We start from the raw sequence: 25,755 nt of genomic DNA on the forward strand, positions 1-25,755 counted from the left end.
CATACAACCTTTTATTTTAGGACACCACTGTACAAAATGTTTACCTCTACCTCAGGTTTGAATTTTACTTTTGCATAATCTTTATTCCAATTTTTCTTCTTCCATAAGTCAGGGTGATAGGCGATAAGGTGTCTGCCGATACCGAAAGCATCACAGTTTGCTTTTTGTAACTTTTTCGTTATCTTTTTAGCTTCTTTCGTAAGTTGTTTAGACAATTCTTTATTTAGTTTTTTTCTTTCATCCATTTTGTAAAGATTATCTCTCGGAGCTTCAAGCGCTATAACTTTTAGTTGGAGCTTAATGTGAGCATAAACATTTCCTTTTTTATCTGTTGTTATTTTTAAGTCTCGTTTTAACTTTCGATTGCTAATTTCCATTGTTAAATAATCAGATGTTTTCTCTGCTTCATCGCTAGTAAGCTTCTGGGTTATACGGGCACTTGTTCCCATTTTTCCGGTTAATAATACGAATAAAACAGATTGTTTCAAAGGTAAATGCCCAGTTAATTTATCATTGTTAAATAAAGCTAGACCGTTTGTAATTACTTCTTTTCCTTTTATTTTTATAGAAGGGAGGGTAAAGTCTTTACCGGGATCTAACATTTTTGTAGCAGCTGTCTCTAAAGTTTCTTTTGGAAATACACTCATATCTTCTAAGCTTTTCACTTTTTTCTTTAGAAAATCTCCAATTAGTAAATTTCCTACTTTCTTTTTTTCTAGTATCTCGGATGTTTCACCATCTACTGCAATAAGTTTTACTAAAGCAGTTGGGTTTGTTGGGTCCCGAAAGCTGACATCTAAATAAGGTAATATACCTTTTTTTAGGATTTTGGTTCCTAGTAATTGAACACCATATTTAAAATAACGAATATTCCCAGTCACATTTTTTTTTAGGGCATCGCTTGTATCCCTTATGTTATGCCCCGTTGCTGAATGTATTTCATTTTCGAATGAAGATTGCTCTCCGCTTGAACTTTTTACGAGCTCGATTGTTTGCTGGAGTTTATTCTCTTCCGTAATATCAGATCCAATACTATAAGCTAACCTTGCTTCCCTTAATGGTTCTTGATCCCAACAGCCAGAAAGGAGGGAACTAGCAAATAATATAGAAAGTAATTTAACTTTTCTTGTGAACATACTGTTCTCCTTTCTTATTTCGTATCACAGAATAAAGTAGAAATAAAAGAGGGAGGACAACAATAAAAATATACGTGAACTTATCAGTGAAAGTTGAGATTACTTTTAATTCTTCAGGTGTATCTATAAATAAGGCTACACTAAAAGCAATAATACCAATGATTGGAACAGCTTTTTTATGATTAGCAAGATTGAATATATGTCCCACTCCGATTGAAGCAGCGCAATAATAACTAGCAATAGAAGCTGCAACTGTTATCATCCATATGGGAATGAATAGTAAATCCGTCCGGTCTATAATCCCAATATGTAAGGAACGTAATAAGTAAGCAACTGGTTCTGGAATAAGCTCAATTTGTTTTGGACTAAATACGATAAAGCAAATCCAAACAGTAAAAGTATAAAAAAGTGTTACAAATCCATTAGCGATAGAAATGGCCTTCAGTTTTGCGACAGAACTGCCATTTACTTTTGGAAAAGCGATAAGAATGATTTCAAAACCATACATGGCTGTAATTGTTTCTTTGGATGCTTGAATTATATTCCACCAGCCGGCTTCTGTAATGGGAAAAATATAAGAAAAATCAGCTCGGGAAAGCCCTAGGGCAATTAAAAGGGCCATTGGAATAATGAGGATAGAGGCCATGACATAAAATCGTACGATGACTTTAAAAGTGTTATAAGCTACATAACAACAAGCTATTGTAAATAGCATGAGAATGGCAGACCAAGGAGTAGCTTGTAATATCCATACTTTAATGACATTACAAGCATTCAACATAACCGTCATACCAATAAGCGTAAAATAAAAAACATAAGCAAAACCTAATAGTTTTCCAAACTTATTACCAAATAGCATACAAACGCTTTCATACATATCTGCATCAGGAAATCGCTTTAAGAAAAGCCACATAAGTAAAATAATAAGTTGAATTGCAAGCCCAGCGACGAGAGCGGAAATCCATCCACCTCCTTTTGCTATTGGGTGAAGACGGTTAGGTAGAGAAAGGATACCAACTCCGATTTGGCATTGAATAACGAAAAAGGTAAATTGAACGAGCGAAATTTTACTTTGCGTGTTTGTCACCGTCCTCATCCTCTCTCGTTACATGTTGTCGTTGCATTTTTTTCGGTTTTGGATCATGTGGTCGTTCCCAAAACGACCAAATTGGAAGTCTTACGAAAGAATCTTTCATATCTTTTATCCGCATCGGGGCAACAGGAGAAAGATATGGCGTATGAAATGAATGTAATTGACATAAATGAACGAAAGTTATAATTAGACCGAATGATATTCCGACGTATCCGAATATAGCAGCAAGAATCATTAATGGAAAACGAAGAATTCGAACTGCTGAACTCATATCGTTTGATGGAACGAGAAAAGATGAGATGGCAGTTAAAGCTACAACAATAATCATCGTATAAGAAACAAGTCCAGCTTTTACAATTGCATCACCAATTACTAAACCACCTACAATACCGATTGTTTGTCCAACTCGGCTTGGTAAGCGAATACCAGCTTCCCGTAATAATTCAAAGATTAATTCCATTAAGAGAGCTTCAAAAATAGGAGGAAGTGGTACTTTCTCTAATGAAGCTTTAATTGTATACACAAGTTCGAGCGGCAATACATCAGGATGAAAGGCTACGGTTGCGATATATATAGCTGGTAAGAGAAAAGCAATCAAGAAACTCACTAAGCGAATCATTCGGACGAAAGAACCGACAATCCAGCGGTTATTATAATCGTCAGGTGATTGATAGAAAGCAAATAACGTAACAGGAACGATAAGCGCTGTGGGATCTCCATCAGATAAAATAGCAACTCGGCCTTCCATTAAATTAGCGACAGTTCTATCTGGTCGCTCTGTATTTAATTGTTGTGGAAATGGTGAGAAAGACGTATCCTCTATAAATTCTTGTATATATCCCGGAGGCATAAGTGCATCTGTCTTAATCGTTTCTAACCTTCTTTTTACTTCTGTAACTAAATCGTCATTAGCTATGTTTTGCATATAAGCAATAGCTACTTTCGTGTGCATTTCTTCACCGAGTGTAAAATATTTAACAACTACATTTGGACTCTTAATGAGTTTACGAATAGAGGCTAAATTCGTTGCTAAATCTTCTACAAAACCAGTATGCGGTCCACGTACAATACCTTCATTATCAGGCTCTGTTATATCTCTTTTTAAAGATAGAGCCGTTTCAAAAATGCAAAAGCTTTCGACATGTTCATGAAAATATAAAGATTTACCTTGTAATAAAAGCTGCACACCATAATTTAAATTCGTTTCTTTTTTCATATTTAATGTAGAAAAAGCTTTATCTAAAGATAAATCCGATCGCGTTAATAATGGCTCAAGAGCTAATTGATGAATTAGATTTGGGTCTGCTAAAGATTCGATATATATGATTATTCCTTTTCCGTTTTGAAAAGGGAGATCTAATTTTTTTATATCATCAGAATGAGAAAGTTTATTTTCAATGTAATTAATGTTCTCAGGGAGTGATGGAAACATATGCTTTTGTTTTTTACTCTCTTGCTGTTCTTTTTGCTCTGTCATAATTTCCACCTCTTTTAGTATAAAGTTACTTCTGTTAATTTTTGCTTTTTGTGAGAAATTTATGCTTGGATTATTTTTGAAAAAGCAGCTTGAAAGTTACGTTACGTCATCTTTTATACTATAGAAAATAGGATATAGGGGATGATATAAATGACTTTGAGGCATATGTGGGGATGGAAAGAAGTTTTATATTTATTTGTGTTTGTATTTATTATTGTTCCAGTAACTGTTGAATCTCTTTTTTATGACTATGCTTTAAAAATAATAGGTAACTCATTATATGCTGGGGTATTAATGGGATTTATAATGGCAGTGATATTTACTACTGTAGTTTATCTTTTTTGTATAAAAAGGTATAAACTCTCGTGGAAAGATATTGGAATTCGGAAGCTTTCATGGAAAAATCTCTTATGGACAGTTGGAGCGGTTATTTTCTTAATTGTAGCTAGTATTGCTGTATTAGTGATAATGGAGAAAATGGGTATTTCTTTTGAGAACAGTAAGACGGAGACGGTCCAAAATGATAAATCAATCTATTCATTCTGTATCGCGGTAATTGGAGCAGCAATTATATCACCAATCTATGAAGAGATTTTATATCGAGGTGTTTTTTATACATTTTTTCGTGATCGATATGGCATGTGGGGCGGTATGTTTATAAGTTCCATAATATTTACCGTTGTCCATATTCCAACATATAACACATTACCGGTGAACTTTTTAAGTGGAGTAGTATTTGCTTGGTTATATGAGAAAACAAATTCTATTTTATCGGCTATGATTGCCCATGCATTATTCAATTTCATAGCAGTACTTCTCACATTTGTGTCGAATTAAGAAGATATATAGGAGGGATATATATGGAAATAGCTGTAGAACGTGTTTTTACGAAAGAGATTTTAAAAAGAGCAGCGGGTTTGTTTCATGTAACAGTAGAAGAAAAGCCACTTGGGGATTTTGAGAATTATATTTTTAAGGCGAAGGGTGATAATGATGAAGATTACGTATTACGTTTAACACATTCTTCTCATCGCTCTAAACAAGAGGTAGAGGCTGAACTAGATTTTTTACGATATGTTGCGGAGAATGGGGCAAAGGTAGCAGGACCTCTTCATTCAAAGTCTCAAAATCTTGTAGAAGAGATTAGAGCAGAGGATGGGACTTTCTTTTTCGCTTCCTTATTTACATATGCAAAAGGTGAGCAAGTAAAAGGAGAAGAATCGCCTTATTGGGGCGAGCCTCTCTTTGAAGCGTGGGGAAAAGCGATTGGACAACTGCATCGCCTTACAATGGATTATCCTAAAACAGACTACCGTGATACGTGGGAAGAAGACGAAAGTGGAATTGCTAATGAATTAGAAGATGAGAAAGTGAAAGAGGTTGCTGCTGTATTAATGGGGGAAATAAAGACTCTTCCAATTGGAAGAGAAACATTCGGCCTTATGCACGGCGATATTCATCCAGGTAATTTCCATTATGATGGGAAAGAGCTTACAATCTTTGATTTTGATGATGCGGCCTATAATTACTTCATTCATGATTTGGCAATGGTTCTTTATTACTCGGTCCTTTTTACACCGTGGACAGTGGAGGAGAAGACGACATTCGCTCGTAAACAGTTACAAGTGTTAAGAAAAGGATACGAATATGAGCACAGGCTGGCGGATAGTTGGTATGAATCGTTACCACTATTTTTACGCTTACGTGATATAGGTTTATATGGAACGCTTCAAAAGAAGTTTAAAGGGAAAGATATGCCTGATAATTTCTTGAAATTATCGGAAGAGCTATACGGAAGAATTATCGAAAAAGAAGCAATTGTGAATATATAATACATTTAGTTCAAAACAAAGTATATAAAACAAATATATACTTTGTTTTTTTATACAAAAATATGTTTACTTTATTAAAATAATATTGTCCTAGATTCGGTATACACTTATAATTTTATATATATTCTGAATATTCTTTATAAAAAGAGGAGGGGGAATGTTGGAAGCTATCGTAAGTTGGATCAATAATATTGTTTGGAGTCCAGCACTTGTTTATTTATGTTTAGGAGCAGGTTTATATTTTTCCATTCGAACGAGGTTTTTACAAGTAAGGCATGTAGGAGAAATGGTGAAGCTTACATTTCAAGGAGAAAAATCGGATGCTGGTGTTTCTTCGTTCCAGGCGTTAGCACTTTCTTTATCAGGGCGCGTTGGAACAGGAAATATTGCGGGTGTTGCAACGGCTGTTGCATTTGGTGGTCCAGGAGCTGTCTTTTGGATGTGGGCGGTAGCTTTTCTAGGAGCAGGTTCTGCTTATGTAGAATCGACACTTGCACAAATATATAAGACGAAGCATCAAGGGCAATTCCGTGGTGGTCCAGCTTATTACATTGAAAAAGGGTTAGGGGTTAAATGGTATGCATTAGTATTCGTTGCAGCAACAATTCTTGCAACGGGGATGCTGTTACCGGGTGTTCAGGCAAATAGTATTGCTGTAAGTTTGGAAACAGCTTTCGGTATTAATACTTCTGTATCTGGAGCGGTATTAGTAGCGGCATTAGCGCTTATTATTTTTGGTGGAGTTAAGCGAATTGTTAACGTAGCGCAAGTTGTAGTGCCATTTATGGCGCTTGGTTATATTTTAGTAGCTTGCGTCATTGTTGCTATGAATATTGAAAAATTACCAGATGCTTTCATGTTAATTTTAAAAAGTGCATTTGCATTAGAAGCAGCTTTTGGTGGAATTATTGGTTTAGCAATCTCTTGGGGAGTAAAACGTGGTATTTATTCCAATGAAGCAGGACAAGGAACTGGGGCCCATGCGGCGGCAGCTGCTGAAGTATCACATCCAGCTAAACAAGGGTTAGTACAAGCATTTTCCGTTTACATTGATACATTATTCGTCTGTTCAGCAACAGCATTTATGATGATTATTACAGGCATGTATAACGTATTTGATGCAAGCGGAAAAAACTTTATTGTCAATAAATTAAATGGTGCACAGCCGGGTCCTGGTTATACACAGGCAGCAGTAGAATTTGTTTTTCCTGGATTTGGAAATGGTTTCGTTGCAATCTCTTTACTATTCTTCGCGTTTACAACAATTATGGCGTATTACTACATTGCAGAAACGAATATTGCATACTTAAATCGTGATAAAGACCGTCCTTGGATGTCCATCGTACTAAAATTTGTATTCTTAGGAGTCGTATTCTATGGTTGTGTAAAAACAGCTGCAACAGCATGGGCTTTAGGTGACATTGGTGTAGGGATTATGGCATGGGTTAACATTATCGCGATTTTACTACTACAAAAACCAGCATTGATCGCATTAAAAGACTATGAAAAGCAGAAAAAAGAAGGGAAAGATCCAGTATTTGATCCGCAGGAATTAGGAATTAAAAATGCTGATTTCTGGGAGCATGAGTACGGGAAAGATAAGAAAGAAGAAGTATCTTAACAGAATAGAAATGAAGAAGCAAAGGGGAAACTCTTTGCTTTTTTTTATGGACAAATTGAAGCTAAAAGTTATTTTTGGGACTGTTTTTGAATATAAAAAGAATGTACATGCTTTGTTAGGGGAAGGGGTGAGTATGTTGATAGAGTTTCGTAACGTAAATAAATATTATGGCAACTTTCAAGTTTTGAAAAATATTAATGTGCAAGTGAAAAAAGGCGAAGTGGTAGTAGTAGTTGGTCCTTCAGGATCAGGAAAAAGCACGTTGCTTCGGTGTATAAATCAGCTAGAGACAATTACCGACGGAGAATTAATCGTACAAAATACGGAGGTACACAATGCAAAAACAGATATGAATGAATTACGCCGAAATATCGGGATGGTTTTTCAGCATTTTTATTTATACCCGCATAAAACGGTTCTTCAAAATATTACACTAGCACCTATTAAAGTAAATAAAGTTTCCAAAGAAGAAGCAGAAAAAACAGCAATGTTTTATTTAGAGAAAGTAGGAATCCCGGAGAAGGCTAATGTATATCCGCATCAACTATCCGGAGGACAACAGCAAAGGGTAGCAATTGCTAGAGGACTTGCGATGCAACCGGAAATTATGCTGTTCGATGAGCCTACGTCTGCTCTTGATCCGGAGATGATCGGGGAAGTACTTGATGTTATGAAAACGCTAGCTAAAGAAGGGATGACGATGGTCGTCGTCACGCATGAGATGGGATTTGCAAGAGAAGTAGCAGATCGAATTTTATTTATGGATGATGGCCAAATCATTGAGGATACAACACCAGTGCAATTCTTTGCAAGTCCTGAACAAGAAAGAGCGCGTCTATTTTTAAGAAGAGTGTTAAATCATTAAAGGAGGAATTTCATGCTTAAAATGAAAAAGTTGTTTACGTTAATCGTATTTTCATGTTTATTCGTACTTGTCGTTGCTGGGTGCGGAAGTAAAAAAGATGAGGCGAAAGAAACGAATACGAAGCAAGGCGGGGCTGTTGAACAAATTAAGAAGCGCGGGAAACTAGTAGTTGGAGTGAAGAATGATACGAACTTATTTGGCTTGAAAAATCCTTCAACAGGGCAGGTAGAAGGATTTGATGTTGATATCGCAAAGGCGCTTGCGAAAAAAATCCTTGGAGATGAAAAGAAACTAGAATTAAAAGAAGTAACGTCTAAAACGCGTATTCCACTACTGAAAAACGGTGACATTGATGCAATTATCGCAACAATGACAATTACGGAAGAACGTAAAAAAGAAGTTGATTTTTCAGATGTATATTTTAAAGCAGGGCAATCGTTACTTGTGAAAAAAGGAAGCAATATTAAGAGTATTGATGATATAAAACAAGGTGTGAAAGTATTAGCTGTAAAAGGCTCAACATCTACAAATAACATTCGTCAAAAGTCACCAGAAGCGACTGTATTAGAATTTGAAAATTACAGTGAGGCATTTACGGCGTTAAAAGCAGGAAAAGGTGATGTTTTAACGACAGATAATGCAATTCTTTACGGTATGGCAAAACAAGATTCAAATTATGAAGTTGTAGGGAAAATTTTCACGGATGAACCGTACGGAATTGCAGTGCAAAAAGGTGCAGATGATTTAACGAAAGAGATTAATAGCTTGCTAAAAGATATGAAAGCGAATGGAGAATACGATAAATTGTATGAGAAATGGATTGGTCAAAAACAAGAAAAATAAAGTGACACTTAATTGGAATAAATAATAAGAGTGAGAGGATGAGGGATGCTCATCCTCTTCTTGTAAAGAAAGAGGGGAGAATATGTGCCTGATTTTTCTATACTAACGAATAACATTGATATGTATTTAGAAGGCTTTAAGTATACAGTTATGTCTAGTGTAATTGCATTAATAGGAAGCTTTATTTTAGGAGTAATTTTGGCGGTAATGCGTATTGCACCGATTCGTATTTTAAATTGGGTAGGATCAGCTTTTGTAGAGTTTGTAAGAAATATTCCACTCGTATTAATTGCATTTATATTTTATTTCGCTTTACCTGTAATAGGAATTACTTTAAATGGTTTTGTAGCAGGAACAGTTACGCTTACGGTATATACGGCAGCGTTTATTGCGGAAGTTATTCGCGCTGGTATTCTATCAGTTGCGAAAGGTCAGATGGAAGCAGCACGTTCCTCAGGATTGACTTATACGCAAGCAATGTACCATGTCGTTTTACCTCAAGCGATGAAAATCGTAATCCCTCCTTTAGGAAATCAATTTCTCAATTTAGTAAAAAACTCTTCCATACTCGGAATTATCGCTGGTACGGATTTGATGTATCAAGGAGATTTAATTTCAACGAAGACGTTTGTTACGTTTGATGTCTATATATTTGTCGGGATGTTTTATTTAATATTAACAATTCCGCTCAGTATGCTAGTGCGTTATTTAGAAAAACGCTTGGCAAAGGAGGCGGTGTAAATGGATTTTAAGGGAGCAATTACAGGAGATCATATTCTATTTTTATTAAAAGGATTACTTATAACATTAGAGGTAGCGCTCGTAGCAATTGTACTTAGTTTTATTATTGGAAGTGTAATCGGTATATTGCGCTACACGAAAATACCTGTCGTCTCACAAGTATTAGGAGTTGTAGTTGAAGTGATTCGAAACTTACCACTACTGTTAATTATATTTTTCACGTATTTTGCACTTCCAGAAGCAGGCTTGAAATTAGAAATTATAACAGCTGCAATTGTTGCTTTAACAATATTTGAGGCAGCAATGATATCTGAAATTGTTCGAAGTGGTCTGTTATCTATTGAAAAAGGACAGATTGAGGCCGCAAGATCTTCAGGATTAACGTATGTGCAAGCGCTTTGGCATATTATTTTGCCACAAGCATTAAGGAGAATGGTCCCGCCGCTTGTCAGTCAGTTTATTTCATTGCTGAAGGATACGTCGCTAGCGGTTGTTATATCACTCCCAGAGCTTATGCATAATGCTCAAATTATTAGCGGGCAGAATGTAAATTATATGATTCCAACGTTTATAGTAGTAGCTTGTATGTATTTTATCGTAAATTATAGTTTATCAATTTTATCGAGAAGGTTAGAACTTCGTTGACTCTTACAATATATGTAAGAGTTTTTTCCTTGTTTATCCTTATTTTCCTCTAAATAGAATCTAAATCTTGCAATAATTAGATTTTTTATATTATTTTATCAGAAAAGTTTTAATTTTATATAGAAAATGTAATCGCTTTCGTGTATATTTTTATTATCAGAAAATTTTAACAAGACATAGGGGTATGGTAGGGGGAGGATTTAGATGCAGCAACCAACGAATGAGAAATTACATCGTACGATGAAGAGTAGACATTTATTTATGATCGCACTTGGTGGTGTAATCGGAACTGGTTTTTTCTTAGGTTCAGGTTACACTATTAATCAGGCTGGACCAGGGGGGGCCATCCTTTCATATTTAGTAGGCGGATTTATTATGTATTTAACAATGCTTTGTCTTGGAGAGTTAACGGTAGCAATGCCAGTTTCAGGTTCTTTCCAAAAGTATGCAACGAAGTTTATTGGACCAGGAACGGGCTTTATGATCGGCTGGCTATACTGGCTTGGCTGGGCAGTAACAGTAGGACTAGAATTAACGTCAATCGGTTTAATGATGAAAAGATGGTTTCCAAATGTTGATGTTTGGGTATGGTGCCTTGTATTCGGCGTTATTCTATATGCGTCAAATGCTATCTCAGCGAAAAGCTACGCTGAATTAGAATTTTGGTTTTCTAGTATTAAAGTAATTACAATCCTTGCATTTGTTGTTCTTGGTGGTAGTGCATTATTAGGATTTATATCATATGACGGAAAAGAAGCAGCACCTCTTTTCTCTAACTTTGTAAGCGATGGTGGACTTTTCCCGAATGGACTAGCTGCCGTATTACTTACAATGATTACAGTTAACTTCTCGTTCCAAGGAACAGAGTTAATCGGAATTGCAGCGGGAGAAAGTGAAAATCCAGAAAAAACAATTCCACGTGCGATCCGTAATACAGTATGGCGCATTATGTTATTCTTCATTTTAACAATGACAATTTTAGTAGGATTAATTTCTTGGAAGGAAGCAGGCGTAATTGAAAGTCCATTCGTAGTTGTATTTGATAAAATCGGTATTCCATATGCAGCTGATATTATGAACTTCGTTATTATTACTGCGTTATTATCTGTAGCGAACTCTGGATTATATGCAGCGACACGTATATTATGGTCACTTGCAAATGAAGGAATGGCACCAACTTCTTTCAAGAAAGTAAATAAACGTGGTATTCCAATTACAGCGCTAGTCGTAACGATTGCGGTAGCTGGATTATCCCTATTCACAAGTTTCCTTGCAGAAGATACAGTATACATGTACTTATTATCGATAGCTGGTTTATCGGCTGTTTCAAGTTGGATCATTATTGCTCTATCGCAACTTCGCTTTAGAAGTCAGTATATAAAAGGCGGAGGAAAGTTAGAGGACTTAAAGTATAGAACACCACTATATCCGATTGTTCCAATTTTAGCTTTAATTACAAATAGCATCGTTGTTATTAGTTTAGCGTTTATTCCTGAACAAAGAATGGCGTTATACTGCGGTATTCCATTTATCATTTTCTGCTATATATATTATTATTATATGAGTAAGAAACAGCAGAAACCGATGAAAGTGGAGATGGACAAAACAAATGAAACTAACAATCAAACACGATGATATAAAGGCAGATTTATCGTACGCTCAATTAGCGATTGGAAAAGAAAACGGGTATTCACCGTTACAATTACTCGTTTCTTCTATCGCAGGATGTAGTGCAATTGTCTTTCGAACAATTTTAGAAAAGAAACGTATTACATACGATACGTTTACGATCGAAACTGAAATTGGTAGAAGTGAAGCTTTATCCAAACCAGTTGAAAGTGTTCATTTGCACTATAAAATTAAAGCGGAAAACATTACAGAAGAGCAGTTGGACAAAGCATTGCAGCTTGCAGTGAAAAATTGTACGATTGTTCAATCTGTAAAAGATAGTATAAAGGTTACGGAAACAATTGAACTAATAAAATGAAACATAAAAACGTGAGAGCCGTATTCTCACGTTTTTATGTTTTTAGAAAGAGGGGAAAGTGTAGTGGACTGTTTAGGTTGTAAATTAGCAAACGAAGAGGAAAAAATATATAAAGTATATGAAGATGATTATGTAACTTGCTTTTTAGATCATGCGCCTTTCTACCCAGGACATACTTTAATTGTGCCAAAGCAGCATGTTGTAGAAGTAGACGAATTAGATGACGTTGTAGCAAGATCAATTATGGATGCTTCTAAGCTGATTGCAAAAGCGATTAAGGCATTATATAAACCAGATGGAATTACAGTTTGTCAAAATGGTGGAGTATTTAACGAGTTAACACATTACCATATGCATGTCGTACCAAGATATAAAGAGCGTTCGTTTGCTGAGTTTTATACGGTGCAACCGGAGGAAAAGAAGAATCATAACTTTGAAGAGATAAAGAATTTGTTAAAAGAAGCGATAGAGCAAATACTGCATATTGAAAAGGTGTAAAAGAATTTTTCTTAGAGATACAGTCAGGAAAATTCTAATATTAAAAAGCCCAATTTCTTAGTTACAATAGAGAAATTGGGCTTTTGCTTATTCTATTATTAAATTTTATCTATAAAAAGATTTTGCAGTGTCACAAAGTTACAGTGCTCATTCGTTATATAGAGTGAGAGGAGGAATTATATGAAAGTTACAAACAACGATTATGAAAAGATGGAAGAGCTATATGAGTTGTATGAACAAAAAATTTATTATGTAGCTTATTCTATTTTAAATAATATTCAACAGGCTGAAGATGCGGTTCAAGAGACGTTTATTACTCTTTATAAGAACTTGGAAAAGCTCCATAGCTTGAGCACTGAAGAGCTTAAACGCTATATTTTGAGGGTCGCGAAAAACAAGGCGATTGATAGTTACCGGAAAAATAAACGACATGAAACATTTTTAGAAGAATATGAAAGAGAATCAATAGAAGCAGTAGATGAAAATATTGAAGAGTGGGAAAAACGTAAAATGTCTGAGGTTCAAATTGATACATTGCTAAACGAGTTAAATGAATCTAACAGACAGGTGTTTAAGTACAAAGTCTTCTATAACTTAACGTATCAAGAAATTTCAAGTGTAATGGGGATTACGGAGGCTAATGTCCGCAAGCAGTTTGAACGCGCTCGAAAACGAGTCCAAAATATGATAGGAGGTATACAACATGACGAATTCAAAGAACTCCAAAGAAATATATGAACTTGCTGAAAAAATTGCTTTAGATGATTTTGATAAATCCGAAGAACAACATGAATTTTCACATACATATACGCGCAAAAAGAAATTGTTTATGGAGGAAATGAAGCTGAAAGATGGACAACCACAGAAAAAGCGTAAAAGACATCGTGTGTTAATCGCTGCTGCCTGCTTATTGATTGGTATGCCGACAACCGTTTTTGGTGCAGTGAAAGTCTATAATATGATTGTCCAAAAACAAAATTACGAAGTAAATGTTTCAGTAACAAACAAGGACTCGAAAAAGAGTGATAAGTGGTATAAGTTGAAGATTGGTAAATTGCCAGAAAATATGGAAGCAATTGATGACTCTGCTATGAAATATTCATTTAAAGATAACGACGCAAATGGAGGCTTTTCATTTAGTCTTTGGAGAGTAGGGGAAAATGCGGACTTTCAAACTTTATATTCAAAAAGCTACGAAGAAAAAGAGATAGGTGGCAAGAAAGCAGTAATTGTTCATAAAGAAACTGGAAACAACAATGTAATGTTTGATAGGAAGGTCTTTCTCTTTTTTGAGAAAGAAGGGATTATGTTAGAAAGTTTTATTGGATCAGATATAAATGAAGAACAAATGATAGATGTCTTAGGGAATATTTCACTTGAGCCCACGTCAAAAGAAAAGGCATCACATATATCAAATTATGATAAAAAGTATTTTAGCCAAGCAGATGAACCTAAAAAACCTAAAGTGATTCCTTTGAAAAAAGATAGCAAACGACTATTTCATATAGGGCAAAAGGTTCCAGTAACGATATCTATGGATAACAGCCAAATTGAATATGTGATAGAAAAAGTTGAAGTTTTTGATTCGATTAAAGATTTTAAACAAGAGAACTTTAATGAACTTGGCCTAGGGATATTAAGCAAGAAGAAGGCTTTAGATCAGACGGGAAAACTGCTATCGTACAGACGGGATGTATATAAATTAGGGAATGGTAAAGATTCAATTGATACATTAGTAGATTCGCAATTAGTTAATGTTAAATTTGTCTACTTGACAACAACAGTGAGAAATATTGGTAAACAGGCGACAGAAGAAATCTATATGCATCCATCCATAAAGCAGCTTAAATTTGAAGGGAATGCATGGAAATACGCTAAAGAAGAGGGAATGGATGCAACGCGTATTATGACGGGAGAAGTTGATTATTTAGAGCCTCACGGAGATGGGAAAAGCTTCTACAATATTGGCAATATCCGACCAGGAGAAACGGTAAAAGTTAACTTCGGTTATTTTGTAGATGAAGATAAACTAGATTCAATCTTTTTGGATGTTTTTAATTACAGAGGGACTGGCGACACTGAAAATATGAATGCGAAACATCGTTGGTGGTTTGATATTCGTCAATAGTAACAACTGAACAAAAAAGCTGCTTATATTTAGCAGCTTTTTTCGTCTTCATACATATGTAAAACTTCTTTTGCGCGTATACGTAAACCATCTATCAATTCTTTCGGTTCTAAAACTTTTGCATCGTTTCCAAGTCTATAAAATAAAGGAGTAATAAAGTTAATCTCACCTTTATCAATTGTTGAATTTATATATCCTGTCCCATCCTCGTTTACTATAACGAATTCCTCAAGATAAGGAACGCTTTTACATTGGCGTACGCCTTCTGTTGTCAGTAAAACATGTAACTGAGTAGGATTGTGTACTACGTTAGAGTTAGAGGCAAACCACTCTTCTAAATTCATGAATGTATCTGTATTTTCTTCCATCGATAATATTGAGAGAATACGATCAACGCGATACAGTAATACTTTTTTTCTACCGAAGTCATAGGACGGTAAGTACCATAACCCGTCGTGAGCATATACACCAATCGGATGAACATGTTTTGTTTTTATCCCTGATTTAGATTCGTATTGAAAGTGTAAATTTTTATTTTCAATAGCCGCTGTTAACACTTTGTTTAAAAGTGGGGTCTCAATTGTTCTCTTCGGATTCCAAAAGGAGATATAAGAACGTATTTTATCAACTTTCGCTTTCGCCTCATGTTGTAGAGAGCTATATAGTTTATGAGTAACAGAATTGATTTCTGTATTAAAAGGCAAGTCTCTATAGTAGCTTAAAGATTGAAAGGCAAAAAAGATGGAGACTGCTTCTTCTTCCGTAAATAAAATAGGCGGAATTACTCTATTCGTTAATACTTTATATCCTCCGTTGCGACCTTGTTCAGCGTAAATGGGCAATCCCATATCACCTAAATCTAAAATGTATCTATGGACAGTACGAACGGAAATATTAAATTCATCAGCTATTTCTTGAGCTGTAAATGTCTTTTTCGCAGAAGCAAATATAAGAATATCTAATAAGCGTTTAGCTTTTGACAAATGTATCACCTTTTTTCTTTTTAAACATGACATAAATTGTCGTGTTTTATTGTTAGTATATTGTTTACATCATATGTTATCAAGATGAGATGCAAGGAGGAAAAGATATGTCACGTGAAATAGTTTTATTTATTGCGGCGAGCTTAGATGGATATATTGCGAAAGAAGATGATGATTTACAGTGGTTAATGGAAACCGAAGGGGAGGGAGATAACGGTTATACAGAAATGTACGAAACGATTGATACAATAATTATGGGAAAAAGAACGTACGATTATGTAGTAGAGCATATAGAACCATTCCCGTATTTAGATAAAAAATGTTATGTTTTTTCTAACTCAGAAAAAGGTTCAAACGAACACGTGGAGTTTGTAAATGAAGATGTAGTGGAGTTTACAAAAAGGTTGAAAGAGCAAGAAGGATCTAAAATATGGATGGTCGGTGGAGGGAGTCTACTGAGAGAGTTCTTTAAGAATAATTTAATTGATGAATATGTTGTTACAATTACACCGCATATATTAGGTTCTGGAGTTCCGTTATTTCAAGACAAGAACCCGGAAATTAATTTAACTTTAACGGATACGAAACGTTTTGGGCAATTTGTAAATTTATATTATAAAGTAAAATGATAAAGTGAAACTTTAATCAGTGGGGGTTTTGTTCATCTCCCACTGATTATTAGTTGAACCAATCGGGCTTTTACGGGCAGTTGATCCCCCACCTAACTTCTTTGCTTCCGCTGAATTTTGATGTAGGGGTCTTACTGCCCGTTAATGCGGGATAAAGAAACACGACTATTGATGATAGTCGTGTTTTTTTATGGATGGTAATGAAATTATAAAACAAGATCCATGATCAACTTCACTCGTGACAGTAATCGTCCCGCCGTGTAGTTCTACGATCTCCTTCACGATAGAGAGCCCTAAGCCAGTTCCACCTGTAGCGCGTGTTCTTGCTTTATCGACACGGTAAAAGCGGTCGAAAATGTGAGGGAGGTCTTCAGGTGGAATACCTTCGCCTTCATCTTCAATTGTAATGGAGATACGTTTATGTTCTTCTGTAATAGAAATGTTTATATGAGAATGTTCTTTTGAATGTCTATAAGCGTTATTTAAAATGTTTACTATAACTTGTTCAAATCGCTGTTCATCTAAGTTTACTAGCAGTGTAGGAGAACAAGAGAAAGAAACTTTAATGTATCTTTCTTTATACATGGCGTTTACTTTTTCAGCTATACGAGTAAGGAAGGTGTGTAAATGCACTTCCTTTACTTGAATAGAAAAGTTATGTTGTTCCATTTGTGCAAGTGAAAATAAATCTTGAACTAAGTTTGTAATGTAATCAGATTCATCTTTTATAATCGATAAATATCGCAAACGTTGCTCAGGAGAGGTGCTTTCTTTTAAAGCAATGTCAGCATAACCTCTTACGTATGTTAACGGTGTTCGTAATTCGTGAGCAACACTTGCTAGAAATTCACTTCGCTCTGTTTTCATATAATGTAAATCATTTGCGAGCGTTTGAATAGATGATGCTAGTTCACCAATTTCATCATTTCGAGTAGTCGTTAACGAAACGGACAAATCGCCTTTACTCATTTTTTCAGTGGCATGTTTCATGTGTAACAATGGTTTTGTTAATAAACGTGATAATAGAAAGATGGTGATGGCTGTTAGTAGAAACGTAATGACTCCGGCAATAATGAATTGTCTTGTTAGCCCGTTAACCATTTCCTCGATTGATTCCGTCCCGAGAAACATATATACGTAGCCTTCCGTTTTTCCAGCCACTACAATGGGGCTAACTGTACATATATAATTAGATGTTTTCCAATGATTCTCTATAATTGCTCCGTCATGATCTGTCCGTGTTTGCATCTTTTCAATATGCTTTTTTATAGTAGTATTTATTTCATTGGATTTAGCTAGTACCTCCTTATTTGCATTTGTAATAACAACAGTAGTTTCGGCTTCGGATTCCATTAGTGCAACATGGGAGATTGTTTGCTTATCAAAATACTTTTCAAGGACATCTCTGTGACTATTTCCGCGCTTTAATAAAGCTGTCATTTCTTCATTTACTCTATTGTTGACAAGGCTATAATAAAGCGAGACAAATAGAACACTTTCGATTAAAAGTGTAACAATCAAAAAATAAAATCCGAGCTGAATAGAAATTCGCTTCATTGCTTTGCTCCTTAATCTAGAGTATCAACCCATCGATATCCGACTCCGTAAACAGTTTTTAAATGATGATCAATAGGGAAATGTGCTTTTCGCAATTTATCACGTAAATTGCGAATATGTGAATCGACTGTGCGATCTTCTGTATTTGTGTTTAACCCCCAAATTCGTTCGATGAGCTGATCACGGTTTAATACGTAGTTCACATGGCGTAAAAATAATCCGAGTAAAGAAAATTCAATTGGTGTGAGAAGGAGCTCTTCATTATGGACAGAAACGAAGTGTTTTGTTTCATCCCATACAATACCGTGATATTGGATTTGTTTATGTTCATTTGTACGTCTTAAAACGGCTTCAATTCTTGCGAAAAGTTCTTCTTCATGGAAAGGTTTCGTTACGTAATCATCGGCTCCGAGTTTTAATCCTTGAACGACATCTACTGTTTGATCACGAGCTGTAACCATAATGATAGGAATGTTACTAAAAGATCGGATTTTTTTGCACGTTTCCCATCCGTCCATCTTTGGCATCATAATATCGAGTAAAACAAATTTAAAGTTTTGATTTTCTATATGTAAAATAGCTTCTTCTCCTGAATTCGCACATACGCAGTTATATCCAATTGGAGTAAGATAAAGAGTTAATAATTCAAGCATTCTCGGTTCATCGTCTACGAGCAGTATATCAATCATAGAGAGCCCTCCATATTTATAATCGTTACTTAAAGTGTAATGCAAAATCATGAAGAAATGGTGCAGATTATGATGTGTCTGCATAATTTCTTCAGAATTGCTTGTTATTGTGGAGTTGAAATTACATTTTAGGTAATCATATTGGCTCAAAAATGATTAATACGGAGGCGGTATAGTGAAAAAAATGACCCGAATTTTTGGGATAACAATAATTACAGCAGTTGGTCTTGCTGCATGCGGACAAACGAATACAGACCATAAAAACCATGAATCTACAAAAGAGAAAAAAACAGAGCAAAAGGAAATGAAAATGAATCAGGAGGTAACGGCGCCAAAAGAAATGAACGAAGGGGCATCGAATGATTTATTAACGACAAGTTTAAAAAATGTGACGAGGTTAAATACAAATGATCCCCTGCAAATGGCAGTGTTAACTTCGCAAACGATATGGCCAGCAACCCATAAAGAGAACCAGCCAGGTGCTGTTATTTTAGTACCAGTGAGCGAGTGGCAATTAGGTATTGCGAGTGCAGACCTTATTCATCATCCGAATAACGGACCGATTTTATTTATAGAAAAAGAAAAAATACCAGAAATGACGTTAAAAGAAATAAAACGATTAAATCCAATCGGAACGAAAGATGGAACACAAATTATGGTGATGGGGGATGTAGGTACTAGCGCGCTTGAACAATTAAAAGGTTATAAAATAAAACAAATAAAAGAAACGAACCCAGCTATATTTGCTAAAGATGTTGATAAGGAGTATGCCGATATAACAGGAAGCTACCCAAATAGTGTTATTATCGGTTCGTCTGCAGAAGAAGGACGTTTATATACAACCCCCGCTGTAAACTGGATTTCTCATATGCCGGAACCACTACTCTATACAGAAAAGAATAAAGTGCCAGAAGCGACAATAGAGGCATTAAAGATGAGAAAAGATAAAGCAAATATATATGTACTAGGACCAGAAAAAATCGTTTCAAAAGAAGTAGAAAAAGAGTTAAGCAAATACGGGAAAGTAACGCGTATTAGCGGTGAGACTCCAACAGAAAATTCTATCGCATTTGCGAAGTTTAAAGATGAAAAAACAAAATTTGGCTGGGGATTCACAAAACCTGGTCACGGTTTATCATTTGTTTCAAGCAAAACACCAGATTTAGCAGTTGCTGGGGCACCTTTTTCACATATGGGTAAACACGCACCTGTTGTCTTGTTAGAAGAAGGGAAAGCTTCACAACCAGTGTATGATTTCCTTGCTACTATTCAGCCGAAGTTTAAAGATGATCCAACACTTGGACCATATAATCATGGCTTCTTATTAGGAAGTACGAGTGATATTTCATTTGAAACACAAGGAATACTAGATGAGAGGTTAGAAATTGTTCAGGAAAGTGGTCAAGGACACGGTGGACATTAATGAAATGAGAAAAGACGCTACTGATATAGCGTCTTTTTTTATTTTTCTCGACAAAATATGACAAAAAAGTTGTAACTGTTTCTGTTATGATAGTTTCGGAAATCTTACATTTTACATAATCGGAGGAAAAAGAATGTATAAAAAATTGGGTACTATTGCTTTAACAGGTGCACTTGCTTTTAGTTTAGCTGCTTGTGGTGAAACTGAAGTTAAAGAAGTGAGTAAAAACGATGCTCCTAAACAGGCTGAAAAGAAAGATAAAAAGGAAAAAGCTGAAAGCAAGATTTATAAAATTGGAGATACGGTAGAAGTTAATGGTCTACAGCTTACTTTCAGTTCAGCTAAATTCGTTGAGCCTAACGAATACATAAAAGCTGAAAAAGGGAAAGTACTAGAAATCGCTTTTAACGCTAAAAATAATGGCAAAAAAGATATATATTTTGGAACTTCTGAGTTGAAAGTTGCTGATACTAACGGCAACCAATTCAAAGAGTACTTTGGTGGGGACAATACGTTTATAAACGAAAATATTGCGCCAGGTAACCAAATTACAAACAAAATGTTATTTGATGTACCAGAAGGCGATAAGTTTGTTGGTACATTTAAACCTACATTTACATTTGACGAGAAATCAGTGAAATTTGAATTTGAAGTTGCTAAATAAGGAGAGATTGAAATGAAAAGAACAGCTGAATTTGTATTAGGTCTTATTGGAGGTATTTTTGGTATTATTTGTGCATTTGTTGCTTTATTGATCGGCGGTATGGGAGCTGCTTTTGAAGCTGATGGAGCAAATACTGTTATTGGTTTAGGTTGGGGAGCTGTGGCTCTATCAATCTTAGGAATTGTTGGATCTGTTATGGTAAGAAGTAAAGCGAAGGTTGGCGGTATTATGATGACTGTGGCTGCTATCGGTGGATTTATTTGTATTTCTATAATTTACTTATTACCAGGCGTATTATTATTAATCGGTGGGTTAATGGGTATATTCCGTAAGGATAAAGCAACTGTATCTGCATAAAATGAGCACTCGAAAGAGTGCTCTTACTATTTTCATTAAATTAGCATAAACTCCTCTAATCCTAAACTATCCAAACTAAACCTCATATATGAAGTGGAAATATCTATAGAACTTTAAATGAATTCCCTTGGTAGCTAATATCTTGATCCTTGGATTATTCAATTAAATGAACTAAATTACATGTGCATTTTTCATCCATCCAAACAAAGTTCTCTTCATTTGACATACTGTAGAATCCGAAATCATTGTACGTTAAATCAACAATAGGTGATAGTATATTTAAAGTTTCCTAAAAAAGAAGCTACGAAGGTAACATCTTTTTAGGAAACTTTTACATAGTAAAAAATCTTCTACTCGTTATATAATAGCTTTCGTGCAGTCGGCTAGATTTTCTTATGGAGAAAATCAAATTATAAAGGAGTAGAGGAGTGGTATTTTGTTTCAAACGATAAAAAATGATTGGTTTTCTAATGTGAGAGGGGACGTGTTATCAGGAATTGTCGTTGCTTTAGCGTTAATCCCTGAAGCGATAGCTTTCTCTGTTATTGCAGGCGTGGATCCGACAGTTGGACTATATGCAGCCTTTTGTATTGCAGTTACCATTTCATTTGTTGGCGGAAGAACTGGGATGATTTCAGCTGCAACAGGTGCAATGGCATTATTAATGGTAACGCTCGTTAAAGATCATGGTTTGCAATATTTATTTGCTACAACAATATTAACAGGTATTGTCCAAATTATTTTTGGCGTGTTCAAACTGAGCTCATTTATGAAGTTTGTTCCGAAATCTGTTATGAGTGGTTTTTTAAATTCACTTGGAATTTTAGTTTTTACAGCGCAATTACCGCATTTTAAAAATGCAACTTGGCAAATGTATGCACTCGTTGTATTAGGACTTGCAATTATATATTTATTTCCACGTATTACAACGGTTGTACCTTCTACGCTTATTTCAATTATTATTGTGACGAGTATTGCACTTATGAGCGGATTACAGTTGAAAACAGTAGGGGATATGGGAAGCCTACCGAAAGAATTACCGTTCTTTAGTATTCCTGATGTGCCATTTACATTAGAAACATTAGGGATTATTTTACCTTATGCAGTTATGCTTGCAATTATTGGTTTACTAGAGTCTTTATTAACAGCTTCAGTTTTAGATGATATGACGCATACAGAAAGTAATAAGCATAAAGAGGCACGCGGACAAGGGATCGCAAACATCGTCGCTGGTTTCTTCGGAGGAATGGCAGGATGTGCAATGATCGGTCAATCTGTTATTAATATTAAATCAGGTGGACGAGGTCGCCTATCAACATTTGTAGCGGGCGGATTTTTAATCGTATTACTATTCGTTTTAGGAGATTATGTCGTTCATATTCCGATGGCAGCTTTAGTTGCGGTTATGATTATGGTTTCAATCGGAACGTTTGATTGGAACTCTGTAACAACGATTCATAAAGTACCAAAAGGAAACGCATTTGTTATGATCGTAACAGTTGTGATTGTCCTAATTACACATAACTTAGCAGTAGGTGTAATTATCGGAACAGTAATTAGTGCGGTGTTATTTGCATTCAATATGGCAAAGATTCACGTGAAACATTTATATATTGAAAATAAGAAAATATACGAAATTCACGGTCAACTTTTCTTTGCATCCACAGCCGATTTCATAAAAAATTTTTCATTTAATGAAGATGTAAAAGAAATTGAAATGAATTTTACTCATGCGCACGTATGGGATGATTCAGCGGTGGCATCAATTGATAAAGTTATCATAAAGTATGAGCAAAGTGGTGTGAAAGTAAGTATAACAGGATTAAATGAACGTAGCTCAAAACTTGTTGCAAATTTAGCTACTTATAATAAAAGAATTGCTAGTTAAAAGCCTCCTTTTTAGGGGGCTTTATTATATAATACGAGTAGGATAACGAAAAGGGGATTCAGCATATGTACAAACAAATTATATTAGCATGTGACGGTTCTGAACATGCACTTCGAGCAGCGGAACATGCAACATATATTGCGAAATGTAGCGAAGAAACAAATGTTGAAGTTGTGTACGTAGTAGATAATAGAACGGCAAAATCAGATATTATACAAGGTCAAACAGATTTAGAAACAATATCGGCTAGTCGAAAAGATAAATTAAAAGAGATTGAAGTTTTATTAAAGAAAGAGAACATATCTTATACAATTACGATATTACATGGTGATCCTGGAGATACAATTGTTCAATATGTAAATACAGGAGATATAGATCTTGTTATAGCGGGAAGTAGAGGATTAAATACACTGCAAGAAATGGTACTTGGTAGTGTAAGTCATAAAATAGCAAAACGAGTGAAATGTCCGGTGATGATTATAAAATAAAATGTAACTAAAGACCTTAGTATAGCTGAGGTCTTTTTTATGTATAAATAACTCTCATTTGTGGAAATACTAGATATATAAGTTGAAAAGATGTTAACTTACAAATTTGTAAGTTAGTTGTTAGAGAAATCGATGTTATGAAATTTTTCCCATTGGTAAAATAAAAGTATCAAAGGGGAGATAGGGAGGATGGAAGCAATGAAATCATTTCAAAATTTGTCATATAGTCAAGGGGTAAGCTTAATTTGTTTAGGGGGATTTGCTGGATCTGTTACGTTAGCTGTTTTAATAAAGGTATTTCATCAAATCTTTTAATATTAGAGTAGGGAAGGAATTGGTTGTTATCATTAGTAGGAAAAGCAATGAAAATAAAAAATAGCTCTTAGCATGTATGTAAATGCTAAGAGCTATTTTTATGTTTATTTTTCTACTTCTGGCTTCTCACTTGTTACAGTAACGTCTTTCCAATGTGAAGTTATTTGATTCACTTCAGTGTTGACATCATAATTTTTTACGCGCTTATTAACACCTGTTAAATCAAATGTGTAATGAATTGGAATCATCGGTGCTTCGTCATGAATTAATTTTTGCCATTTATCGTATACTTCTTTACGATATTTTTCATCAGTAGCTTTTTCTGATAATCCTGCTTCTAATAACTTCGTATTTTCATCATTTACCCAGCGTTGATAGTTGAATCCGGCATTTTTGCCCCATAGGCCAGAAAGGTCAGGGTCAGAGCCAGTGTTCCAAGCACCGGCAAAAATATCAACCTTCGGATCATCTTTTTTAATCATATCACGCATAGCATTAAATTCGTGTAAGCGTCCATCAACAAGTTCTACTTTTAAGCCGATATCTTTCCAAGATTGAATGTAGAATTTAGCCAGCGGTTCACTTGTTTCACTACCACTACTAGTTAAGAAGTTAATCTTCAATTCATTACCTTTTGGATCTTCACGGAATCCATCACCATTTTTATCTTTATACCCAGCTTCATCTAATAGTTTTTTCGCTTTATTTACATCGAAATTATACGCACCAACATCATTATTATGGTACTTTGGCATAGATGGTGGAATTGGAGAGTTAGCTGGAACGCGAAGTCCGTGATATACTTTCTCTCCTAATTTTTCTCTATCAATTGCATGTGCCATCGCTTGACGTAAACGAACGTCTTTGAACTTATCGTTATCCATTACAGCTTCATTCTTTGCTTTGTCCATATGTCCGAACTTAAATCCGATATAAGTGTAAGCAAGGTCAGTTTTACCAATTAGTTGTGTGTTTTTTAATTTACTTACGTTCGGATATTGATCAGCAGTAATTGCTGCAATATCAATATCACCTTTTTTCAGAGATGCACTAACAATAGATGGATTTACAACTTTTAATGTTACATTTTTTAGCTTAGGTTTGCCGCCCCAGTAATCATCAAAACGCTCATACTCAACTGATTCACCAGGAACGATTTTCTTCACTTTAAATGGACCGAATCCAATTGGATTTTGACGGATTTTATCTGATTCAGCTAGTTTTTCAATTGGTACATCACCTAAATATTTTTTAGGTGTAGGATATGTCCAAATACCAGTTTTTAGTGAAGGGTTTACTTCTTTATAAGTAATGGAAATTGTTTTTGGATCGACTACTTTAATACCAGAAATTTTGTCAGCTTTTCCATTGTGATATTCTTCCATACCTTCAATCATTTGCATTTGTGTATCGTAACGGATACCTGTATATTTGCTATTACCGATTATTAAGTAAGAATATTCTAAATCCTCAGCTGTTACAGGATTACCATCGTGCCATTTTACATTATCTTTAATTTTAATTGTAATTGTTTTTTTATCTTCAGAAATTGTATAAGTTGCAGCACCGTCATTTGTAATTTCCCAGTTTTTATCTGTAGCTAATAATTGTTCATCAAAGAAATCCATAATCTCTGAATCTGGAGCAACTTCATACAATACCCTACTTAAAACACCAGCGAAAGGTGAATTTGAAACGAGTCCATAAGTTAATGATCCGTCTTTAATTTCTTTACCGTCATTTTTTACAGCAGCACTAAATTTATTTGTTTCTACTTTTTTTGTGTTTGCCTTTTTACTACCGCTATCAGCACCCCCACATGCAGATAGTAATAATGTTGAAGCAGCAAGTGTACTTAATACTTTGTACAGTTTTGGTTTGTTCATAACTTCTCCA

General features: G+C 35.0%; 26 protein-coding genes. 19 read left to right on the forward strand and 7 right to left on the reverse strand.

Annotation, left to right across the window (positions count from 1 at the left end; genetic code table 11):
* Nucleotides 1-11: 11 nt before the first annotated feature.
* Genes gerKC through gerKA form a run of 3 tightly spaced genes read right to left on the reverse strand, consistent with a single transcriptional unit; the run spans nt 12 to nt 3,706 of the window.
* The gene (gerKC, locus tag ACS2FK_RS21570) at nt 12-1,136 is read right to left on the reverse strand and encodes a spore germination protein GerKC (RefSeq protein WP_063546440.1); all 1,125 of its coding nucleotides are present in this window, start codon (nt 1,134-1,136) and stop codon (nt 12-14) included.
* The gene (locus ACS2FK_RS21575; RefSeq protein ID WP_063546442.1) at nt 1,117-2,223 is read right to left on the reverse strand and encodes a GerAB/ArcD/ProY family transporter; all 1,107 of its coding nucleotides are present in this window, start codon (nt 2,221-2,223) and stop codon (nt 1,117-1,119) included. Before ACS2FK_RS21575 ends, gerKC begins: the two co-directional genes overlap by 20 nt.
* Nucleotides 2,204-3,706, reverse strand: a complete 1,503-nt coding sequence (gene gerKA, locus ACS2FK_RS21580) for a spore germination protein GerKA (protein ID WP_063546444.1) — start codon at nt 3,704-3,706, stop codon at nt 2,204-2,206. Before gerKA ends, ACS2FK_RS21575 begins: the two co-directional genes overlap by 20 nt.
* Before the next feature lie 150 nt (nt 3,707-3,856).
* On the opposite strand from gerKA, the gene ACS2FK_RS21585 reads away from it, so the two are divergent.
* The 12 genes from ACS2FK_RS21585 (at nt 3,857) to ACS2FK_RS21640 (ending at nt 14,866) form a co-directional block, all read left to right on the forward strand.
* Nucleotides 3,857-4,543 (forward strand): CPBP family intramembrane glutamic endopeptidase, encoded by a 687-nt coding sequence (locus ACS2FK_RS21585; RefSeq protein WP_000175239.1) that lies wholly within the window; start codon nt 3,857-3,859, stop codon nt 4,541-4,543.
* 23 nt (nt 4,544-4,566) lie between these two features.
* A complete protein-coding gene (locus ACS2FK_RS21590) occupies nt 4,567-5,538 on the forward strand; it encodes a phosphotransferase enzyme family protein (protein ID WP_000401638.1) in 972 nt (323 codons plus the stop codon).
* Between the two features lie 160 nt (nt 5,539-5,698).
* Nucleotides 5,699-7,159, forward strand: coding sequence for an alanine/glycine:cation symporter family protein (locus tag ACS2FK_RS21595; protein WP_063546446.1), 1,461 nt, complete (start codon nt 5,699-5,701; stop codon nt 7,157-7,159).
* Entirely contained in the window at nt 7,104-8,024 is a 921-nt protein-coding gene (locus ACS2FK_RS21600) for an amino acid ABC transporter ATP-binding protein (protein WP_043924608.1), read from the forward strand. Before ACS2FK_RS21595 ends, ACS2FK_RS21600 begins: the two co-directional genes overlap by 56 nt.
* Nucleotides 8,025-8,036: 12 nt before the next feature.
* A complete protein-coding gene (gene glnH, locus ACS2FK_RS21605; RefSeq protein ID WP_000916477.1) occupies nt 8,037-8,867 on the forward strand; it encodes a glutamine ABC transporter substrate-binding protein GlnH in 831 nt (276 codons plus the stop codon).
* Between the two features lie 84 nt (nt 8,868-8,951).
* On the forward strand, nt 8,952-9,608 hold the full coding sequence (locus ACS2FK_RS21610; RefSeq protein ID WP_001112681.1) for an amino acid ABC transporter permease: 657 nt from the start codon (nt 8,952-8,954) through the stop codon (nt 9,606-9,608).
* Entirely contained in the window at nt 9,609-10,253 is a 645-nt protein-coding gene (locus ACS2FK_RS21615; protein WP_023521047.1) for an amino acid ABC transporter permease, read from the forward strand. It begins immediately after the preceding gene.
* A gap of 204 nt (nt 10,254-10,457) precedes the next feature.
* Entirely contained in the window at nt 10,458-11,888 is a 1,431-nt protein-coding gene (locus tag ACS2FK_RS21620; RefSeq protein ID WP_001187093.1) for an amino acid permease, read from the forward strand.
* Nucleotides 11,863-12,240 carry an OsmC family protein gene (locus ACS2FK_RS21625; protein WP_000778853.1) on the forward strand — a complete coding sequence of 126 codons (378 nt, stop codon included), beginning with the start codon at nt 11,863-11,865 and terminating at the stop codon, nt 12,238-12,240. The genes ACS2FK_RS21620 and ACS2FK_RS21625 overlap by 26 nt, the downstream gene beginning before the upstream one ends.
* Nucleotides 12,241-12,303: 63 nt before the next feature.
* Entirely contained in the window at nt 12,304-12,738 is a 435-nt protein-coding gene (locus ACS2FK_RS21630; RefSeq protein WP_063546448.1) for an HIT family protein, read from the forward strand.
* 180 nt (nt 12,739-12,918) lie between these two features.
* Nucleotides 12,919-13,476, forward strand: a complete 558-nt coding sequence (locus ACS2FK_RS21635) for an RNA polymerase sigma factor (protein WP_000869277.1) — start codon at nt 12,919-12,921, stop codon at nt 13,474-13,476.
* Complete coding sequence (locus ACS2FK_RS21640) at nt 13,442-14,866, forward strand: DUF4367 domain-containing protein (protein ID WP_063546450.1); 1,425 nt, start codon at nt 13,442-13,444, stop codon at nt 14,864-14,866. The genes ACS2FK_RS21635 and ACS2FK_RS21640 overlap by 35 nt, the downstream gene beginning before the upstream one ends.
* A 29-nt stretch (nt 14,867-14,895) precedes the next feature.
* Here ACS2FK_RS21640 and ACS2FK_RS21645 read toward each other — a convergent pair whose 3' ends face one another.
* Entirely contained in the window at nt 14,896-15,882 is a 987-nt protein-coding gene (locus ACS2FK_RS21645; RefSeq protein WP_140157135.1) for a helix-turn-helix transcriptional regulator, read from the reverse strand.
* A 74-nt stretch (nt 15,883-15,956) separates the two neighbouring features.
* Between ACS2FK_RS21645 and ACS2FK_RS21650 the strand changes: the two genes are divergently transcribed.
* Entirely contained in the window at nt 15,957-16,478 is a 522-nt protein-coding gene (locus ACS2FK_RS21650) for a dihydrofolate reductase family protein (RefSeq protein WP_000085766.1), read from the forward strand.
* Between the two features lie 165 nt (nt 16,479-16,643).
* Here the strand turns inward: ACS2FK_RS21650 and ACS2FK_RS21655 are convergent, their stop codons facing one another.
* Nucleotides 16,644-18,035 (reverse strand): sensor histidine kinase, encoded by a 1,392-nt coding sequence (locus ACS2FK_RS21655; protein ID WP_000822580.1) that lies wholly within the window; start codon nt 18,033-18,035, stop codon nt 16,644-16,646.
* An 11-nt stretch (nt 18,036-18,046) separates the two neighbouring features.
* The gene (locus tag ACS2FK_RS21660; RefSeq protein ID WP_000565468.1) at nt 18,047-18,724 is read right to left on the reverse strand and encodes a response regulator transcription factor; all 678 of its coding nucleotides are present in this window, start codon (nt 18,722-18,724) and stop codon (nt 18,047-18,049) included.
* A gap of 175 nt (nt 18,725-18,899) precedes the next feature.
* Here ACS2FK_RS21660 and ACS2FK_RS21665 point away from each other — a divergent pair, with 175 nt between their 5' ends.
* The 6 genes from ACS2FK_RS21665 (at nt 18,900) to ACS2FK_RS21690 (ending at nt 23,859) form a co-directional block, all read left to right on the forward strand.
* On the forward strand, nt 18,900-20,147 hold the full coding sequence (locus tag ACS2FK_RS21665) for a hypothetical protein (RefSeq protein ID WP_000738870.1): 1,248 nt from the start codon (nt 18,900-18,902) through the stop codon (nt 20,145-20,147).
* Between the two features lie 133 nt (nt 20,148-20,280).
* Complete coding sequence (locus ACS2FK_RS21670; protein ID WP_063546454.1) at nt 20,281-20,811, forward strand: DUF4352 domain-containing protein; 531 nt, start codon at nt 20,281-20,283, stop codon at nt 20,809-20,811.
* Nucleotides 20,812-20,823: 12 nt separating this feature from the next.
* Nucleotides 20,824-21,168, forward strand: a complete 345-nt coding sequence (locus ACS2FK_RS21675) for a DUF4064 domain-containing protein (RefSeq protein ID WP_000831286.1) — start codon at nt 20,824-20,826, stop codon at nt 21,166-21,168.
* A 436-nt stretch (nt 21,169-21,604) separates the two neighbouring features.
* Nucleotides 21,605-23,056 (forward strand): SulP family inorganic anion transporter, encoded by a 1,452-nt coding sequence (locus ACS2FK_RS21680; protein WP_063546456.1) that lies wholly within the window; start codon nt 21,605-21,607, stop codon nt 23,054-23,056.
* A gap of 65 nt (nt 23,057-23,121) precedes the next feature.
* On the forward strand, nt 23,122-23,544 hold the full coding sequence (locus ACS2FK_RS21685; protein WP_000278001.1) for a universal stress protein: 423 nt from the start codon (nt 23,122-23,124) through the stop codon (nt 23,542-23,544).
* A gap of 198 nt (nt 23,545-23,742) precedes the next feature.
* Nucleotides 23,743-23,859 carry a DUF4027 family protein gene (locus ACS2FK_RS21690; protein WP_002094283.1) on the forward strand — a complete coding sequence of 39 codons (117 nt, stop codon included), beginning with the start codon at nt 23,743-23,745 and terminating at the stop codon, nt 23,857-23,859.
* Between the two features lie 104 nt (nt 23,860-23,963).
* Here ACS2FK_RS21690 and opp4A read toward each other — a convergent pair whose 3' ends face one another.
* Nucleotides 23,964-25,745, reverse strand: coding sequence for an oligopeptide ABC transporter substrate-binding protein (opp4A, locus tag ACS2FK_RS21695; RefSeq protein ID WP_001039729.1), 1,782 nt, complete (start codon nt 25,743-25,745; stop codon nt 23,964-23,966).
* Between the last annotated feature and the right edge of the window lie 10 nt (nt 25,746-25,755).

Origin of the sequence: Bacillus cereus group sp. BceL220, from assembly GCF_051776965.1 — a bacterium.
Classification (GTDB): domain Bacteria; phylum Bacillota; class Bacilli; order Bacillales; family Bacillaceae_G; genus Bacillus_A; species Bacillus_A cereus.

Coding starts and splice junctions, on each gene's coding strand:
- gerKC (WP_063546440.1), bottom strand. CDS start 1,136: ATGTTCACAAGAAAAGTTAAATTACTTTCTATATTATTTGCTAGTTCC.
- gerKA (WP_063546444.1), bottom strand. CDS start 3,706: ATGACAGAGCAAAAAGAACAGCAAGAGAGTAAAAAACAAAAGCATATG.
- ACS2FK_RS21585 (WP_000175239.1), top strand. CDS start 3,857: ATGACTTTGAGGCATATGTGGGGATGGAAAGAAGTTTTATATTTATTT.
- ACS2FK_RS21590 (WP_000401638.1), top strand. CDS start 4,567: ATGGAAATAGCTGTAGAACGTGTTTTTACGAAAGAGATTTTAAAAAGA.
- ACS2FK_RS21600 (WP_043924608.1), top strand. CDS start 7,104: ATGCTGATTTCTGGGAGCATGAGTACGGGAAAGATAAGAAAGAAGAAG.
- glnH (WP_000916477.1), top strand. CDS start 8,037: ATGCTTAAAATGAAAAAGTTGTTTACGTTAATCGTATTTTCATGTTTA.
- ACS2FK_RS21615 (WP_023521047.1), top strand. CDS start 9,609: ATGGATTTTAAGGGAGCAATTACAGGAGATCATATTCTATTTTTATTA.
- ACS2FK_RS21620 (WP_001187093.1), top strand. CDS start 10,458: ATGCAGCAACCAACGAATGAGAAATTACATCGTACGATGAAGAGTAGA.
- ACS2FK_RS21625 (WP_000778853.1), top strand. CDS start 11,863: ATGAAACTAACAATCAAACACGATGATATAAAGGCAGATTTATCGTAC.
- ACS2FK_RS21635 (WP_000869277.1), top strand. CDS start 12,919: ATGAAAGTTACAAACAACGATTATGAAAAGATGGAAGAGCTATATGAG.
- ACS2FK_RS21640 (WP_063546450.1), top strand. CDS start 13,442: ATGACGAATTCAAAGAACTCCAAAGAAATATATGAACTTGCTGAAAAA.
- ACS2FK_RS21645 (WP_140157135.1), bottom strand. CDS start 15,882: ATGTCATGTTTAAAAAGAAAAAAGGTGATACATTTGTCAAAAGCTAAA.
- ACS2FK_RS21650 (WP_000085766.1), top strand. CDS start 15,957: ATGTCACGTGAAATAGTTTTATTTATTGCGGCGAGCTTAGATGGATAT.
- ACS2FK_RS21655 (WP_000822580.1), bottom strand. CDS start 18,035: ATGAAGCGAATTTCTATTCAGCTCGGATTTTATTTTTTGATTGTTACA.
- ACS2FK_RS21660 (WP_000565468.1), bottom strand. CDS start 18,724: ATGATTGATATACTGCTCGTAGACGATGAACCGAGAATGCTTGAATTA.
- ACS2FK_RS21670 (WP_063546454.1), top strand. CDS start 20,281: ATGTATAAAAAATTGGGTACTATTGCTTTAACAGGTGCACTTGCTTTT.
- ACS2FK_RS21675 (WP_000831286.1), top strand. CDS start 20,824: ATGAAAAGAACAGCTGAATTTGTATTAGGTCTTATTGGAGGTATTTTT.
- ACS2FK_RS21685 (WP_000278001.1), top strand. CDS start 23,122: ATGTACAAACAAATTATATTAGCATGTGACGGTTCTGAACATGCACTT.
- ACS2FK_RS21690 (WP_002094283.1), top strand. CDS start 23,743: ATGAAATCATTTCAAAATTTGTCATATAGTCAAGGGGTAAGCTTAATT.
- opp4A (WP_001039729.1), bottom strand. CDS start 25,745: ATGAACAAACCAAAACTGTACAAAGTATTAAGTACACTTGCTGCTTCA.